The following is a 16429-nucleotide window of genomic DNA, read 5'->3' on the forward strand; positions in this document are numbered from 1 at the left end:
GCTGATACAAGTGTGGAAATATCGAGCCATAGCAAGGTGAGCAGACGAAAGATACAGGCCAGTCAGGCGATAACAAGGACGTGTCAGTTATCTCTTGTCTAAAAGGCGGACGTGGCGGGTGCTGTGCAGGCGCCTCGCGCAAGCCGGTTCAGCCGTATCAATCGTGGATGCAAGAGTGCGGCTGTTTGAGCCCAGTGCTGATGGACAGCCGGGGGCTGTCCATTCGGGCGAGTTCCGCGCTCGCCACGATTGATACGGCTGAACCGGGCAGCCACGGCAAAGCCGTGGCCGTAGCGCGCGAAGCCGGAGCAGCGCCCGCCACGTCCGCCTTCTTAAGAATAGATTCAAAGAACAGATCAACGTCCCCGTGCGCTCGCAGGCGAACGGGTCAGCGCTACCGGGTTCCGTCCTTAAACCAATAGTCGCCCTGAAGAATAGAGCAGATACTTACCCACCGCCAGCCAGCGCCTGCGCCAGCCGCGCCATCGTGCTGTAGCCTTCCTCGAAGAAGCGCGACAAGAACGACGAAGACTGCGGCAATACGGTCGCCAGCAGCACCAGCCCCGTCATCAGGCTGATCGGAAAGCCCACCGCAAACACCGACAACTGCTGCGCCGTCCGGTTCAGAATGCCCAGGGCCAGATTAATCGTCAACAGCACGATAATCAGCGGCAGCGCCAGCAGCATCCCCGACACCATCACCTGAGAGCTCCACTCGAACAGCACGCCCCAGCCATTCGTGTCCAAGGACCCCACCCGTATCGGCAGCACATCGAAGCTGCGGATCAGCCCCGCCAGCATGATCAGATGCCCATTCAGCGCCAGAAACAGTAGCAGGGCCATATTGTTCATGAAACGGGCCAGCACCGCCGTATTCGCGCCCGTGGCCGGATCGAAGAAGGAGGCGAACGAAAGCCCCATCTGCAGCCCGATGAACTCGCCCGCCGTCTGTACCGCCGCAAAGACAATGCGCATCACCAGGCCCATGGCGATGCCAATCAGCACTTGCTGCACCGCCAGCCACAGCGCGGCAAAAGAGCCTGTCGGCAAATCGGGCATGGGGTCCAGCGTGGGCGCGATGCCGACGGCAATGATCGCGGCGAAACCGACCTTGACCCGCGTGGGAATAGAGCCGTCGCCCAGCAGGGGCGCCGTGCCCAGCAAGGCCAGGATGCGTATGAACGGCCACAGGAAGGCATTGAGCCATCCGTAGAGCTGGTTGATGTCGACCGAAATCATGATGTTGCCCGCGTCCCGCGGCGCTTACGATACCAGGCTGGGTATCTGCCTGAGCAGGCTTTGCATGTAATCGACCATGGTCGTGATCAGCCAGGGTCCCAGCAGGACCAGCACCGCGCCCACCCCCAGGATCTTGGGAATGAAGGACAGCGTCATTTCGTTGATCTGCGTGGCGGCCTGGAAAATGCTGATGAACAGCCCAACTGCCAGAGCCACCAGCAAAAGCGGGCCGGCCATGGACAGCGCAATTTTCAGCGCCTGGTAAGTCATCGACATGACGGTTTCGGAATTCATGTGTTCACCTTACTGATAAAAACTGCGGGCCAGGGAACCCAGCAGCAGGTGCCAGCCGTCGGCCAGCACAAACAGCATCAGCTTGAAGGGCAAAGAGATGGTGACCGGCGGCACCATCATCATCCCCAGTGCCATCAACACGCTGGCCACGACCAGGTCGATGATCAGAAACGGAATGAAAATGGTAAAGCCGATCTGAAAAGCCGTTTTCAGTTCGCTGGCCACAAAAGCGGGCACCAATACACGCAGCGGGACCTGATCCGGGCTTTCAATATCGGGCACATTGGCCATGTTGGCGAACAGCGTCAGATCGGTTTCGCGCGTCTGGTGCAGCATAAACGTGTGCAGGGGCTTGACGCCGCGCTCCAGGGCTTCCTCGAACACGATGGCGCCGCTGCTCAAGGGCTGGTAGGCATCCGTGTAGATCTGGTCGAACACGGGCGACATGGCAAAGAAAGTCAGGAACAAGGCAATGCCGATCAGGATCGAATTGGGCGGCGACGCGCCCGTCCCCATGGCGTTGCGCAACAGGCCCAGCACAATGATGATGCGCGTGAAGCCCGTCATCATCATCAGCATGGCCGGCAGGAACGACATCATGGTCAGCAGGACCAGTGTCTGGAGGCTCAGCGACCAGGTCTGGCTGCCGTTGTCATTGAGTGTCGACGTGATGGCGGGCAGGGTGGCCTGCGCCAGGGTATCGGCGGGCAACCACAGCATGACCAGCCCGGCCAGTATGGCCCAGGCCCGCAGGGCGGGTGCGCGCATAAAGCGGCGGAAGGAATAGGCAGGGTGATTCATGGCGAAAATAGCGAGCGCCGCGTGCTTAGCGGCGTTTCAGGACCTTGCCCAGGGCGGCGGCAAAGCTGGGGGTGTCCGTTGCCGCCTGAGGGCCGGCCATTGCGCCGGGCGCCGATGGTCCAAGTGTGTGCAGCAGGGTGATCTGGCTGGCCGTGACGCCCAGTACCAGCCGGGCGTCCTCGATTTCTACGACGGTGACGTGGGCGCGCGCGCCCAGGCTTTGCGTGCCCAATACCTTGACCGCCCTGTGCCCGCCTGTTTGCGCCCAGCCCGCGCGCCGCGCAATCCAGGCGCAGGCAAGAATCAGCCCGACGATGAAGATCAGGCTGATGATCAGGCGCAGGACGCTTTCTTCCGTCATGCTGGCGCCTAGCGGCGGCTGTTCAAGCGGCTGATGCGGTCTGAAGGGGTAATGATGTCGGTCACGCGTATGCCGTACTTCTCATCGACCACCACCACTTCGCCCTGGGCGATCAAATAGCCATTGACATAGATATCCATGGGCTCGCCGGCCAGGCCGTCCAGTTCGACGACGGAACCCTGGCCAAGCTGCAAGATATTCTTGATGGTCAGGCGTGTGCGGCCCAGCTCGACCGAGAGCTGCACCGGAATATCCATGATCATGTCGATGTCGCTATTGCCTTCAATGGCGCTATCGACCAGCGGCTGGAACACATTTGCCGCCGGGTTGGCGATGGCCGCGGGCGCGGTTTCGGCGGCGGCCGGGGCTTGTGCCGCGGTCTGCTCGGCCAGGGCGCTTGCCCAGTCATCGGCTTCCTGGGCAAGGCCGTCGGCCTGGGTGGCTTTTTGTATCTGGCCCGCCTGTTCAGACAGGGCGGCCGCCCAATCGGCATCCGCGTTTTCAGTTGCCGGATTGACTTTGGCGGAATCGTTGGTGGGATCAGTCATTTTGCTTTGCTCAAGTGAGGTCTGTTTCAGAGTTCGCCAATATTCTTTTCACGCGCAAGGCGTATCGGCCGTTGAAGGTTCCGTAACTGCATTCCATGACAGGAACGCCGCCGACGTGCGCCGTGATCGCGGGGGAAATATCGATGGGCAGCACGTCGTTGACTTGCAGCCTGATCAATTCGGCGATGCTGGTGTGGATCTGGGCGAATTCGGCCACGACTTCCACGTCGGCGCTGCGTACCTGGCGTGTCAACTGCTGGGTCCAGCGCTGATCGATCGCGGCGACGTTGGCCTCTTGCAGTGGCCGCGTCAGCAGGTCGCGCACCGGCTCGATCATGGAATAGGGCAGGCAGATATTCAGATTACCGCCCGAGGCGCCCAGTTCGATATTGAAGGAGGTCACCACCACGATCTCGTTGCCGCTGGTAATGCTGGCGAACTTGGTGTGCATTTCCGAACGGATGTACTCGAACTCCACGGGATGAACCTGTTCCCAGGCCGTGCCGTAGCTTTCCAGCGTCAGGCTGAGCAGCCGGCGGATAATGCGTTGCTCGGTCGTGGTGAAGTCGCGGCCCTCTACACGCATGCTGTAGCGGCCATGGCCGCCAAACATGCTGTCGATGACCAGAAAGACCAGGTTGGGGTCGAAGCTGAACAGGGCCGCGCCGCGCAATGGCTTCATGGTCACCATGTTCAGGTTGCTGGGCACCGGCAGGTTGCGTTCGAACTCGGAGTATTTCTGTATGCGGATGGCGCCTACGGTGATGTCGGCATTGCGGCGCATGAAACTGAGCAGCAAAGACCTGAGCTTGCGTGCAAAGCGCTCATTGATCAATTCCAGCGTTTGCATCCGGTGGCGCACCACACGGTCCGGCGAGCTCAGGTCGTAAGGCCTGACGCCGCTTAAGTCTTCGGCCTGGGTAACGTTTTCGCTGCTTTCGCCGGTAACTCCTGCCAGCAGCGCATCGACTTCATCCTGCGAGAGTAGGCTTTGATAAGACATTTATTGAATCACGAAGGCGGTAAACAATACGCCGGTAATCACGGGGCCGGCCGGTTGCGGCGCGTACGGCGCCTGGAGCGTCTGCGTCAGTGTGCGGACCAGGGCGGCCCGGCCTTCTGTCGTCTGGATGTAATCGGCCTGTTGCTCGGACAGATCCCTGAGGATGCGGTCGCGTACTTCCGGCATGTAGTTGATGATCATGCGGCGCGAGCTTTCGTCGGGTACGCGCAGGGTCACCGCGACATACAGAATGCGGTTGCCGCGCTCGTTGCGCAAGGTGACGGTAAAGGGCTCGAGCGGTTCAAAAATGGGGTTGGGCAGGGGCGCGGCTGGCTGTTGCTCCGCTGGCACTTCGGCGCTGGCGGTGTTCAGTCCCAGCGCAATGCCGGAACGGTCGAAGTAGAACAAGGTAGCCCCAATGCTGGCCACCACGATCAGCACGATCGATAGAACAGACTTGACTAATTGACCGATTTTGCTGGATTCGTTTTTGGGCATGACGGGTTGCGGTGATTTGCGGTTGAATGGGGTCGCCATCGTGCAAGCGCACAGTTTCTTTCAAGGTAATGCATTGTGCCGCATCGCCGCACATGCAATCGCGTTGAATAAGGGACTGAATACTCGATAGCTCCTGAGTTTGGCTGACGGCGGCCGTGCCTGCCGGTCAGGCGAAGGTGTCCACCAGTGCATTGGCTGCGGGCATGCGCGCGGCGGCCGGCAACGCCAGGCTGTCGGCGCCATCGTTGGCGGCTTGGCCCGTTCCCGAACTGCCGCGGCCCTGGCCAAAGGTTTCGTTGAATGCCTGGCCGGGTTGTCCCTGGTCGTTGACACTGGTCTGGCCCAGCGAAATACCGGCCTGGGCCAGCATTTGCTGCAGCTGGGGCAGGGCGTTTTCCACCGATTGCCGCACCGAGGCGTGGGCCGATACAAACACCGCATGCGCGACGTTGTCGTTCAGGTTGATGGAGATGCGCAAAGGCCCCAGTTCAGGCGGATCCAGCCGGAGCTCGGCCGTGTGCGGCATGTTGTGGCCGCCCTGAGTGATGGTCAGGACCTGGCGCCCCAGCTCCGCCCCCCATTGCGGACTTTGCAAGGGCGCGGCAATGCCGGGCAACTGCGGCTGCGCGCCAGGGATGGGCAGGGGGTTGGACTGCATGGAGAGCAAGCCGGCGGACGCGCCGGGCATGGTCGCCGCAGCGGCAGCCTGAAGCGTGCCCGCATCGGCCTGGAACGGAATGGTACGGATATCGCCCGCAGCGCTGGCCAGGGCGGTAAACACCTCGGGGAAGGGGGACGCCGGCTTGGGCTGGCTGTGGTCGGCCACTTGCATGCGGGCCTGCATGGTCAGCACGGCCTGCTTGGCGCCGGCAATGCTGGCGGCTTTGCCGGCGCCAAGCACGGCCGGCGACAAGGGCGAATGCTGCGGCTGAAGATTGGGCGCAGCCGCCGCCGGCAATAATGTGCTGCGGACACGGTCGCCGGGCAGGGTGTCGGCCAGGGCTGCCGCCTTGCGGGCCAGCACGCCGGCCTGGTCCTGGGCGGCCGCCAGGGAAACGTTCGCCGCAGGAGCAGCCGGCAAGCGCGACAGCAGGCTGCGTACGCTTTGCTCGGCGTGTGCCGTCGTGCGTGCCGCCTTGTCCGCGACGCCGTGGTGCTTCAGCGCGGTGGCCAGGCCGGACTGGCGTACGGCCGCCACTTCGGCGGCGATGTTCAGGGCGATTTGCGGCAATGTCAGGCCTTGTTCGGCGGCTGCCTGCGCCAGGGCCTCATCGCCAAGCTCAGCCGGCTCGGCCTTGGCTTCGGATGGCGCCTTCCTGTCAGCTCCGCGATGGGCCGGGCTGGTTGCGTTGTGCGCCGGTTCGTGGCTGTGCTGGCGCGTCAGGACGTTGGAAAAACGGTTGTCGGGCGACGTGGCTTCGGCATTGCTGTCGTTGTGGACGTGCGCGGCATTTTTTTGCGCTACGGGCAGTACAGCGGAAATGTTTGATGTATGCATGTCTCGGCCTGATCAATGGGCTTGTCGAACCCGACGGTACATATTGGCCGAGAATTCGTCGCTGACGAGCTGTTCGGCGCGATTGTCGCGTACAAGCTGTTGCTGCGTTTGGCGCGTTTGCAGCGCTTCAAACGAGTTCAGCCGGCGTTTTTCGCTATACCAGCGCTGCCGTCCGTGCTCAAGCTTGCTGTCAATTTGCGCAACGACTCTATTTTGCTGCGAGATGGCCTCGTCCAAAGTGGCGATAAACTGCCTAAAATTGTGATAGTTCGATGCCGACAGGCCGTTTTCTGTCGCTTTTTGCAGGCGCTCGGCGTAATCCTGGCGGTAAACCTGCAGGGTGGACAGCTGCGTTTCCGCGTTATTGCGCTCGTTCATCAGTAGTTGTAACTGCTTGCCGGCCTCATCGGCGCCGTTCTGGGCCAGGTCGATCAGGGTCGGTAGCGCAGAATGCTTAGCCATGGTTCATTCCTTGAAATGACGGCAGTCCCTGGTTGCCGCCTTTGTTCAGCAAAGTGGCCAGTTCGCCCGCCGCCGACGGGTAATCGATGCGGGTTTCTATGCCTTGCTGAAGATAAGCCTCCAGCCAGGGGTATCGTTCGATGGCTTCGTCGATGTGCGGGTCGTTGCCCGGCGTGTACGCGCCAACGGCGATCAAATCGTGATTGCGCTGGTAGCGCGACAGCATTTTCTTGAACTGGTGCACCAGCGTGAACTGTTCTTTAGGCACGATGGCCGCCATCACCCGAGAGATGGACGCTTCGATATCGATGGCCGGGTAGTGCCCCGATTCAGCCAGGCTGCGCGACAGCACCACGTGGCCGTCCAGGATGGCGCGGGCAGAATCGGCGATGGGGTCCTGCTGGTCGTCGCCTTCGGTCAGGACGGTATAAAAGGCAGTGATCGAGCCGGCAGGCCGCCCGTCCAGCGGCGCGCCATTGCCGGCCCGTTCGACCAGGGCGGGCAGTTTGGCAAAGACCGAGGGCGGATAGCCCTTGGTGGCGGGCGGCTCGCCGATGGCCAGTGCGATTTCGCGCTGCGCCATGGCGTAGCGGGTCAATGAATCCATGATCAGCAGCACATGCTTGCCTTGATCGCGGAAGTATTCGGCCAGTTTGGTGGCATACACAGCGCCTTGCAGACGCAGCAAGGGTGACACGTCGGCCGGCGCAGCCACCACCACCGAGCGTTTCAGGCCTTCGGGGCCCAGGTTGTGCTCGATGAACTCCTTGACTTCACGGCCCCGTTCGCCGATCAGGCCCACCACGATGACGTCGGCCTGCGTATACCGGGCCATCATGCCTAGCAGTACGCTCTTGCCCACGCCCGAACCGGCGAACAGGCCCATGCGCTGCCCGCGCCCCACCGTCAACAGGCCATTGATGGCGCGTACGCCCACGTCCAGCACGGTATCGATGGGCGCGCGCGCCAGCGGATTGATGGCCTGGGCGCCAAGCGGCGCCGCCGTCACATGGCCCAGCGGCCCCAAGTCGTCCAGCGGACGGCCGGCGCCATCCAGCACGCGGCCCAGCAAAGCATCGCCTACGGGCAGGTGACGCGACAGCACAGGCGGCGGCCCGGCCCGGTCCAGGGCGCGCAAGGGCAGGGGCAGGCGGCTTTGCACCGCCGGCTCCATCGGAATGACCCGGGCGCCCGGCGCGACGCCGGAAATATCGCTTTGCGGCATCAAATACAGCGTGTGGCCATGAAAACCCACGACCTCCGCGTCGGCCCAATAATTTTGTCCCGGCGCGATTTCTATCTTGCAGGCGGCTCCGACAGCCAGCCGCAGGCCCGTGGCTTCCAGCACCAGGCCGGTGACGCGGGTAATACGGCCGCTGACATGCCAGGAATCGGTGGCCGCAACGCGGCGCGCACCCGCTTCAAGCTGGGCGCGCCAGCGTTCCGCCGGCATCGAGAGCAAGCCGGGCTCGGGCGCCATCAGGCTTTCCCGTCCAGCGGGGCCTGGTGGCCCAGCGAGGCAATGACGCGCTGCCAGCGTGTCTGCAAGGTGGCATCAATGCTGCCCAGGGCGGTTTCGGCAATGCAGCCGCCGCGCTCGATCGACGGGTCGGGCAGCAAGCGCCAGGACCCCGATACGCCTTCGGTGTGCAGATAGTGCTCGACCAGATCCAGGTCTTCCGGGTTGAGCCGCAGCTTGATCAGGGCTTCGTGGCCGCTGTCGACCTGCATGACATCATGGACCAGATCCAGGATCTTATCGGGGTAGGCCTGCAGGGTACTGCGCAATACCCGTTCGGCAATCTTGATGGACAGCGCGATCAGGGCTTGCCCCATTTCGGCATGAACGGACTCGATGGCGCCGGCGCAGGCTTGCGCCAGTGTTTGCAAGTGGGCGGCTTCTTGCGCGGCAAGCTCATAGCCCGCCTGGTGTCCGGCGGCGTAGCCGGCGTCGTATCCCTGCTGATGCCCCGACGCGTGCCCCGCATCGCTGCCTTCGGCCAGGCCCTGGGCGTGGCCGGCCGCATAGCCCTCGGCGTGCCCGCGTGCCTGCGCGGCGTCGCGCAGGCGTTCGACTTCTTTGCGCAAATGATTCAGGTCGGGCACCGGCGCCACCGCCGCCACGCTGGCGGCTGCGGGCGCGGGCTTTTCAAAAGCCCGCATTTCCCAGCGCTTCCAGGTTTCGGCGGCGCGGCGATGGCTCACGGCCGGTTTGTCAGACATATTCGTCGTTTCCAAGCCCGCTCAGCGTAAACTGACCGGCCTCGGCCAGCTTGCGCGCCACCTGCACAATGGCTTTCTGTTCCTCTTCGACTTTGGACATCCGTACAGGGCCTTGCGCCTCCAGATCGTCGCGCAGCATTTCGGCTGCCCGGTTCGACATGTTCTTGAAGAACTTCTCGCGCAGCTCTTCCGGCGCGCCCTTCAGGGCGATGGTCAGGGCGGCGGTATCGATTTCTTTCAGGATCAACTGGATGGCGGTGTCTTCCAGGCCGGCCAGGTTCTCGAAGACGAACATCTCGTCCACAATGCGCTGGGCCAGGTCGGCATCCAGTTCGCGCAGGCTGGCGACCACCGCATCTTCCTCGGCGGAATTCATGAAGTTCAGGATCTCGGCCGCCGTGCGTACGCCACCCATCTTGCTGCGCTTGGCGCCCTGGCCGGACAGCATGTCGTTCAGCACGTCGGTCAGTTCATGCAGCGCGGCCGGCTGCACGCCGCCAAACGTTGCAATGCGCAGCATGACATCGTTGCGCAGCCTTTCGTTGAGCAGGGCCAGTACGGCCGAAGCGCGGTCGCGCTCCAGATGCACCAATATGGTGGCAATGATCTGCGGGTGCTCATCGGAAATGAGTTCGGCCACGCTATTGGCTTCCAGCCAGTTCAGCGCGTCGATGCCGTTGCCGCTGTCACCGGCTTCAAGAATATCTTCGATCAGGCCGGCGGCGCGGTCAGTGCCCAGCGCCTTGGTCAGCACCGAGCGTATGTAATCGTCGGAGCCCAGCGTGACGGCCATGAACTGGTCGGCTTCCTGGCGGAAGTCTTCAAGCACCTTGTCCACGTCGGCGCGGGTGATCTGCTTGAGGTTGGCCATGGCGCCGCCCACCATCTGTACCTCGCGAGCGCTCAAGTATTTGAAGACCTCGGCCGCTGCGTCTTCACCCAGAGACATGATCAGGATCGCGCAGCGATCAAGGTCGGTATCAACGACTGCCATCTTTCTTTTCCATCCATGAACGCAGGACCATCGCGACGGCGCGTGGGTCTTTTTGTGCCATCGTACGCGCCGTGGCCAGGTTTTCTTCGTGGCGATTCATCTCCGACGCCAGCCTTTCCGCCGCAGCCAGCTTTTCCTGGTTCTTTTCCACTTCAGCGGCTTCGGCTTCCTGTTTGGCCTTGGCTTCGGCATTGCTGGCCAGCATGGGCTTGGCCACGCCGCGCCACAACAAGTACAGGACCAGCGCAATCAAGAGATACTTAATCAGCTGCATGGCGTAGTCCAGGTACAGCGGGTTTTCCCAGATAGGCAGGGTAGCCGGCGTGTCGTCGCTGAACTGGCTGTTGATCACGCTGAGCGTGTCGCCGCGCTCGGCCGAATAGCCCATGGCTTGTTTGACCAGCTCGTTCAGCTTGTCGAGTTCGGCGGCGGGCAGGGGTTCGAGCTCGCCGTCGTTATTGCGGTAGTTCACCACCACGGCCACCGACAGGCGCCGCAGCGTGCCCAATGGATCCTTCACGTGGCTGATCGTGCGGTCGACCTCGTAGTTGATGGTGGCGTCGTTGCGCGAATTGCTGGTGCCCTGTTGCAGCGTGCCGTTGGTGGCCAGCACGTTCGGCTGATCTTCCGGGTTGCCGTTCTGGCCCTGGTTGGCCGCGACGTTGGGGTCGGCCGGATTCTGGTTCTGATTGGCGGCGGGCGGCGTGACGATGGGCGCGGTGGCATTGAGCGGCGGCTGATTGGTCAGCGCGCCGGGTACGCCTTCGGGCGGCAAGACATTATGCTGCACCGATGCGCTGGTCTGTTCGCTGCGTACGGCTGCTTCGCCCGGCTTCTGATTGGGGCGATAGACTTCCGATGTCTGTTCACGCTGGGCGAAATCCACGTCGGCGCTGACCTGGGCGCGCACATTGCCCGGGCCGACCAGGGGCGTCAGCAAGGTCAGGATGCGCTGGACCGTCCGGTGTTCGATATCGTTCACCAGGCTGCGGCGGCTGTCGTCCGCGGCGGCTTCGCCGGTAGGCGAGGTAAGCAGGCGTCCGTTCTGGTCCACCACCGATACGTTGTCCGCGGTCAGGTGCGGTACGCTGGATGACACCAGCCAGGTAATGGCGGCGACTTGCGGGTCGCTCAGGCTGCGGCCGGGGTACAGCGTAAGAATGATGGAAGCGGTGGGCGGCTGGCGGTCGCGCACGAACAGCGATTCGCGCGGGATGGCCAGGTGGACGCGGGCGCTTTGTACCGCATGCAGACCCTGGATGGAGCTGACCAGCTCGCCTTCGAGGGCGCGCTGGTAATTGATCTGCTCGGTGAACTGGCTGGCGCCGAAACGGGTCTGGTCCAGCAGTTCGAAACCGGCTTCGCCGCTGCGCGGCAGGCCTTGCTGCGCCAGTTGCAGGCGGGCTTCATGTACTTTGTCCGCCGGCACCATGATGGCGCTGCCGGTTTCCGCAAACTTGTAGGGCACGTTCATTTGCGTCAGCGCCGTCACAATGGCGCCGCCGTCGCGATCCTCGAGATTGGAAAACAGCACCTTGTAATCGGGCGAGCGCGTCCACAGCAGCAGGACGACAAGCAGGGCCACTGCGGCGGCGGCCGCGCCGAGCTGAACGGGCTTGGGCCAGCCGTTTATTTTTTCCAGCGCCGGAAAGCGGGCCAACAATTGTGCCGATTGGCTCATTGACGACCTCTACCGCTAAGGTGGTTTTGGCGCAAGGGGAACGTCAAGCAGTGGGTTGGCAAGGTGTACATGCGACAAGACAAAGGTAAGAGAGCCTGAATTATGACCCGCAAGATCGGCGCGGCAAGCGCCGAAAAACACGGGTTTTGTGGGTCATTTAGCTCTTATGAATAGCAAGGCAGGCGAATTGCGTGCACCGGAACTATAGCTGTCGGATAGTGGTGCCGTATAAGCTGAAAAGCCGGGCTTTTTGGCGCTTGATGCACCGCTTGGGCCGGGGGCGTATTGATTACATTAGGCAGGCGGGAAAAGTCCGCATCGATTCAATACGCTTACTGATTATTATGGCCATACCACAACTATCCGCGATCGAGAACATGTTGGCGCAAATGCGCGCGGTTGCCGATGCAGCGTCATCGTCGCCCACCCGCACGCAACCCGCCGCCGCCGACACCGGCGGCTTTGCCGCTGCGCTGAAAAGCTCGCTCGAGCGCGTTTCTACCCTGCAAAACGACTCCGCCGCGCAAGCCCGCTCCTTTCAGCTGGGCGCGCCCGATGTATCGCTGAACGACGTCATGATCGACATGCAGAAGGCCAGCATTGCCTTCCAGGCAACGGTGCAGGTGCGCAACCGCCTGGTGGCGGCTTATCAGGAAATTGCCAGCATGCCTGTGTAATTCAATTTCTATACCAAGCGCGCGCTTTATCGGCGGCGCTTGCTGTTGCGTTCAACTTTGATCCGGAAAGGAAGCAGGGCGCGAGATATCAAGGCATAGCAGGCGGCGCGGGCTCGGGCAGCAGCGCCGCTTTTTTGTCGCCCGCCTCCAGGCCATAGAGCCAGGCCAGCAGTTCGGCAATCGCCTGGTACAACTGGGGCGGAATATGCGAATCAAGGTCCACCTGCATCAGCAAGCCGACCAGCTCAGGCGATTCGTGCACGTACAAGCCATGGTCCTTGGCCGTGCGGATGATGTTTTCAGCCAGCGTGCCATAGCCCTTGGCCACCACTCTGGGGGCCGAGTCGCTTTTGTCGTAGGTGATTGCAACGGCGCTGGGGCGGCCATCGTCCAGGGCATGCGGACGTGTGCTCATGGCGTGCCCGCCTGGTCGCCAGGGTCGGCGGCGATAGGCTCGGGCGCCGGTTCTGGTGCGTCTTCCGGCGCAATCGACAACTGGCTCAATTGCAAACCCTGGGCAGAGTAGCGCCCGCGCAAGGCTTCCGCGTGCTGGTCCAGCAGGTCGGCGGCGTCCGGCGCGATCAGGTGCATGACCAACTGCTGTCCCGACAAGGTCAGGCGCGCCTGAACATGGCCCAGCGTAGGCAGGTGGACATTGATGCGCGTAGCCCAGTGGTCTGCGACGTCGGTGCCGAGCGCCGCCTCGTGGCGGGTGACTTCCCATTCCATGGGCGCTTCGGGCCAGGCTTCGCCGCGCCAGGCAAACGTCTGGTTGGCCAGGACTTCAAGCTGCTGGCGCACCAGCACATGCGTTTGCGGGTCCAGGCCCGGAACGGGCGGGGCGGACGGCGAAGGCGTTGCGGCCGTTTGCGTGGTCCCCGCCGGGTGGGTGGTTTCCGCGCCACGTGCGCCTGTGCTGCTGCTCGCCGTGAGTTCGGCGCCGGCGCGCGGCGCCGCCGCATCGCCCGCCGTATTGTTGGCAGGGTTCGCCGCCTGGCGTCCCACCTGTGCCTGCGGTTCCTGTTGCAGGCTGGCCAGGCTGTGCTTGCCAAACGCCAAGTGGTTCAGGTGCGACTCGTAAAACATGCCGCTGCCCTGCAAGGCCTGGGACAAGGCCTGGGCCAATTGCATAGCCATGGGGGGCGCGCCCGTAGCGGCCAGGCCGGCGCCGGCTGTCACGCCGGCTGCCGCGCTGCCGCCCGAACCCGCCGGCGCGGCAGCGCCCGGGTTGAGGCTGGCCGGACCGCCGGCTGCCGGCCCCGCGGCGCGTGCCCCGGCACTTCCTGCGGTTGTTTGTGCGCCCGCGGTCGCTGCATTCGGGCCGGTCCCCGTTCTGGCTTGCGCCTGTCCATTGGGGTGGCGGTCCAGCAGGGGCCGTTTGCCCATGACCGCGGCGGATTGCTCGGGGTAATTCGCGAGCAAGGCCAATATGGTTTTTGCGGCCTGGCCCAAGGTCGTGGGGGCCGATGGCGTGGCGGCTGTGTTGGGGGCGTTGCGGGCCAGCAACGCGGCGGCCGTGCGCGCATCCAGCCTGGCCCGATCAACGGCGTGGCGGTTCTGCTGCTCGGTTTGCGCGGTAATCCGGTCGACGGTTTCACGCGGATGGCGTTGGGTTTCATTGCGCGCGGCGTCGGGCCGTTCGGGGTTGCCGGGTTGCGAGACGGCATCGGGCCGGGCCCCCGACACAATATTGGCCTGCGCGGACAGCGTCGTGCCCAACACGGCGTCCAGCCGTTGCACCAGCAGGGTGCCCAGGGCCGGCGGGCCGACGCTCATGGGTTAAACGAAGGCGCCAGATAAGCCTGAAGCACCGACTGTTGGCGTTTCATGTTGCCCAGCAGCACACCCAGGCGGGCAAGCTCGGGGGCCGCCAGCGTGCGTATATGGGCGTCATCTTCCAGAATCTTGACCAGCAGTTCGCGCCGGGCAAGGCGGTCTTTGTTGTTCAGGTCCTTCATGCCGCGCAGCGATTCGACGGCGGCCTGGTATTCTTCGCCCAAGGTGACGACGTCGTCCCATTGGTTGGCGCGTGCCGCCGCAAGCATGCGGCTTGAAATGCCGGCAATGATTTCGTATTGGCGCAGGATGGATGGCGATGTGCTCATGGATGGAATCGCTTGGCTGTACAGCTGTTATACGTGGTAACGCGGTGGTATGCCTGCTTAAGGACAAGCATATAAAAAATAGGTCAAAAATACTACAGGCAGCTGTATAAAACGATGTCCTGGGCCGTTTATACAGCGGTTTCGGTCTTGGCCGGGTCGACAGCCATGCGCCAGGCGCTGCTGAGGTCGACCAATATGCGCTCGGCCAGGGCGAGCTTTTCAAGGTCGGCGTTCAGGTTGGCCAACAGCAGGTTGCGGATGATCAGTTCGTAGGTGGCCACCAGGTTCGTGGCCAGCTCTCCGCCCGCTTCCTGGTCGACACTGGCTTTCAGGCCCGAGTCGACGATGTCGATGGCTTTCGACAGGGCCTTGCCGCGCCCCTGTATATCGCCATTCTGCATATGGAGCCGGGCTTTCAGGATGGCGGCCTGGGCGCCATTGAACAATAGGGTGATCAGGTGTTCGGGGCTGGCGCTCAATACCTCGGTTTCCAGGCCTATATTTGCATAGGCCTGGGCCGATTGCCTGCCGAAACCGCGTTTAGGGGCGCCGTATGTCATGATTATTTATCCGAGCTGGAGCCCAGCATGGAAAGTTGTTGCGTCAGGTAGGTGCTGATGGAGTTCATTTGCGACATCATGACATCAAGCTGGGCAAACTGCTTGCGGTAGTTTTCCATCTTCATGTCGATGCGGTCGGACGTTGTGTCGTACTGCTTCTGCAGGTCTTTGATTGTGCGGTTGATGCTGTCGGTGGCATTGCTGATGACACCGCCCGTCTTAATGAAGCTGTCGGCCGCGGCGCCCAGTTGCGCGCTCAGGCCGTTTTCGCCCGTGAACAGCTTCTGCACGTCGACCATATTGTCTTTCAAGGCATCGTTCAGTTTCGTCGCATCGACAATGAGCGTACCGTCGGTTGGATTGGTGGTAATGCCCATTTGCGACAAGTTGGCGATGGCGCCCGACGAGTCGGCCACATTCAGTGCGCCACGGATTTGGCTTTGCACATTGCGGGCCAGGCTGTCGCCGGTCAGCGCGCTTTGTGTCTCGGCTTCCACATTGAACGCCGTCAGCGACTTGATGGTGGTTTGCAGCTTGTTGTAGGCCGTCACGAACGCGTTGATGGCATCGGCGGTCACGGTATCGTCGTTGACCAAAGACAATGTGGCCGGTTCGGTGGTGACCTTGGACAGGGTCAGTTCCACACCTTCAATGGCATCGGTGACATGATTGCTTTGGCTGGTGATGGCAATGCCATTGATGGTCAATTGCGCATTGGCAGCGGCTTGCTGCTGCGTCAGGCCGCCTGTTGCGCCGCCGCTGTTAGTGCTGTTGTAGCCGATGGCGGCCTGCAGCTCGTTGCTGCCTTCGACGGTAATGCTGGCCACTGCGGCGTCGGTGCCGCTGGCGCTGGCCGTGAGCAGCAGTCGATGGGGCGTGCCCGAGCCGTCGTTGACCAGGGTGGCTTTGACGCCCAGCTCCGGGTCGGCGTTGATGGCTTTGACGATGCCGTTCAAAGAGGTATCGGCTTCATCCAGGGTCAGCGTTTTGGTGGTGCCGTCGGCCAGCGCGATCTCGATGTCGACAGTGCCGGAACCGGTGGCAATGGCCGTGGTACGGTCGGCTTGGCCCGCGGCCACCATGGTTTGCGTGGCGGCCAGTTGGGTCACGGCAATGCTGTATTCGCCCGCAATACCCTTGGCGGACGCCGTGGCGGTAAAGGCATCGCCGCTGACGCTGGCCTTCAGGGCGCCGAAGGCTTCCGGTTTACCCAGTGCATCGGATGCTTTTTTCAAGGCCTCAATGGTGCCTTTGAGCGTGCCGTAGGCCGATAGACGGCTTTCGACCGTTTTTTGCCGGGACTGGATCAGGGCCAGCGACTGATTTTCCGCAGTGCGCAGATCTTCCAGCAACTCATTCAGGGGCAAGCCCGAACCGACACCAATAGATGAAATAGCCATGTAAAACTCCCAATGAGGGTATTGTGCTGCAAAGTAAACGGATTCAATACAAACGTTAGCGGCTTGAAGCCTTGGCAATTTAGGC

Annotated in this window: 19 protein-coding genes; 1 reads left to right on the plus strand and 18 read right to left on the minus strand. The window is 62.5% G+C overall.

The genetic code is table 11. From position 1 onward, the window contains the following. Positions 1-447: 447 nt before the first annotated feature. The 13 genes from fliR to fliF form a co-directional block, all read right to left on the minus strand. Positions 448-1239: a flagellar biosynthetic protein FliR gene (gene fliR / locus RE432_RS11850; protein WP_310933618.1), complete on the minus strand. Its 792-nt coding sequence runs from the start codon at positions 1237-1239 to the stop codon at positions 448-450. Positions 1240-1263: 24 nt separating this feature from the next. Further along, positions 1264-1533 carry a flagellar biosynthesis protein FliQ gene (fliQ, locus tag RE432_RS11855; RefSeq protein WP_310933619.1) on the minus strand — a complete coding sequence of 90 codons (270 nt, stop codon included), beginning with the start codon at positions 1531-1533 and terminating at the stop codon, positions 1264-1266. Positions 1534-1542: 9 nt separating this feature from the next. Continuing rightward, positions 1543-2334: a flagellar type III secretion system pore protein FliP gene (gene fliP, locus RE432_RS11860; protein WP_409079847.1), complete on the minus strand. Its 792-nt coding sequence runs from the start codon at positions 2332-2334 to the stop codon at positions 1543-1545. A 25-nt stretch (positions 2335-2359) separates the two neighbouring features. Further along, positions 2360-2695 (minus strand): flagellar biosynthetic protein FliO, encoded by a 336-nt coding sequence (fliO, locus tag RE432_RS11865; RefSeq protein ID WP_310933620.1) that lies wholly within the window; start codon positions 2693-2695, stop codon positions 2360-2362. An 8-nt stretch (positions 2696-2703) separates the two neighbouring features. Then, on the minus strand, positions 2704-3243 hold the full coding sequence (gene fliN / locus RE432_RS11870; RefSeq protein WP_310933621.1) for a flagellar motor switch protein FliN: 540 nt from the start codon (positions 3241-3243) through the stop codon (positions 2704-2706). A 10-nt stretch (positions 3244-3253) separates the two neighbouring features. Beyond that, positions 3254-4246 carry a flagellar motor switch protein FliM gene (gene fliM, locus RE432_RS11875; protein ID WP_310933622.1) on the minus strand — a complete coding sequence of 331 codons (993 nt, stop codon included), beginning with the start codon at positions 4244-4246 and terminating at the stop codon, positions 3254-3256. Then, positions 4247-4744: a flagellar basal body-associated FliL family protein gene (locus tag RE432_RS11880; RefSeq protein WP_310933623.1), complete on the minus strand. Its 498-nt coding sequence runs from the start codon at positions 4742-4744 to the stop codon at positions 4247-4249. It abuts the gene before it with no gap. A 166-nt stretch (positions 4745-4910) separates the two neighbouring features. Continuing rightward, complete coding sequence (locus RE432_RS11885; protein ID WP_310933624.1) at positions 4911-6242, minus strand: flagellar hook-length control protein FliK; 1332 nt, start codon at positions 6240-6242, stop codon at positions 4911-4913. 12 nt (positions 6243-6254) lie between these two features. Beyond that, positions 6255-6704: a flagellar export protein FliJ gene (fliJ, locus tag RE432_RS11890; protein WP_310933625.1), complete on the minus strand. Its 450-nt coding sequence runs from the start codon at positions 6702-6704 to the stop codon at positions 6255-6257. After that, the gene (gene fliI, locus RE432_RS11895; protein WP_310933626.1) at positions 6697-8184 is read right to left on the minus strand and encodes a flagellar protein export ATPase FliI; all 1488 of its coding nucleotides are present in this window, start codon (positions 8182-8184) and stop codon (positions 6697-6699) included. The genes fliJ and fliI overlap by 8 nt, the downstream gene beginning before the upstream one ends. Further along, positions 8184-8927: a flagellar assembly protein FliH gene (fliH, locus tag RE432_RS11900; RefSeq protein WP_310933627.1), complete on the minus strand. Its 744-nt coding sequence runs from the start codon at positions 8925-8927 to the stop codon at positions 8184-8186. The genes fliI and fliH overlap by 1 nt, the downstream gene beginning before the upstream one ends. Beyond that, positions 8920-9921 (minus strand): flagellar motor switch protein FliG, encoded by a 1002-nt coding sequence (gene fliG, locus RE432_RS11905; protein ID WP_310933628.1) that lies wholly within the window; start codon positions 9919-9921, stop codon positions 8920-8922. Before fliG ends, fliH begins: the two co-directional genes overlap by 8 nt. After that, entirely contained in the window at positions 9908-11602 is a 1695-nt protein-coding gene (gene fliF, locus RE432_RS11910; protein WP_310933629.1) for a flagellar basal-body MS-ring/collar protein FliF, read from the minus strand. The genes fliG and fliF overlap by 14 nt, the downstream gene beginning before the upstream one ends. Positions 11603-11946: 344 nt before the next feature. Between fliF and fliE the strand changes: the two genes are divergently transcribed. Then, positions 11947-12279, plus strand: coding sequence for a flagellar hook-basal body complex protein FliE (gene fliE / locus RE432_RS11915; RefSeq protein ID WP_310933630.1), 333 nt, complete (start codon positions 11947-11949; stop codon positions 12277-12279). A gap of 88 nt (positions 12280-12367) precedes the next feature. Here fliE and RE432_RS11920 read toward each other — a convergent pair whose 3' ends face one another. The 5 genes from RE432_RS11920 to fliD all read right to left on the minus strand — a co-directional run bounded on the left by RE432_RS11920 (position 12368) and on the right by fliD (position 16344). After that, positions 12368-12694, minus strand: coding sequence for an EscU/YscU/HrcU family type III secretion system export apparatus switch protein (locus tag RE432_RS11920; RefSeq protein WP_310933631.1), 327 nt, complete (start codon positions 12692-12694; stop codon positions 12368-12370). Beyond that, positions 12691-14055, minus strand: coding sequence for a flagellar hook-length control protein FliK (locus RE432_RS11925; RefSeq protein WP_310933632.1), 1365 nt, complete (start codon positions 14053-14055; stop codon positions 12691-12693). Before RE432_RS11925 ends, RE432_RS11920 begins: the two co-directional genes overlap by 4 nt. Further along, a complete protein-coding gene (locus RE432_RS11930; RefSeq protein WP_310933633.1) occupies positions 14052-14384 on the minus strand; it encodes a flagellar protein FliT in 333 nt (110 codons plus the stop codon). The genes RE432_RS11925 and RE432_RS11930 overlap by 4 nt, the downstream gene beginning before the upstream one ends. A gap of 128 nt (positions 14385-14512) precedes the next feature. Then, entirely contained in the window at positions 14513-14944 is a 432-nt protein-coding gene (fliS, locus tag RE432_RS11935) for a flagellar export chaperone FliS (RefSeq protein ID WP_310933634.1), read from the minus strand. 2 nt (positions 14945-14946) lie between these two features. Further along, the gene (gene fliD, locus RE432_RS11940) at positions 14947-16344 is read right to left on the minus strand and encodes a flagellar filament capping protein FliD (RefSeq protein WP_310933635.1); all 1398 of its coding nucleotides are present in this window, start codon (positions 16342-16344) and stop codon (positions 14947-14949) included. Between the last annotated feature and the right edge of the window lie 85 nt (positions 16345-16429).

It is taken from the genome of Pusillimonas sp. SM2304 (assembly GCF_031628915.1).
GTDB lineage: Bacteria > Pseudomonadota > Gammaproteobacteria > Burkholderiales > Burkholderiaceae_B > Pusillimonas_C.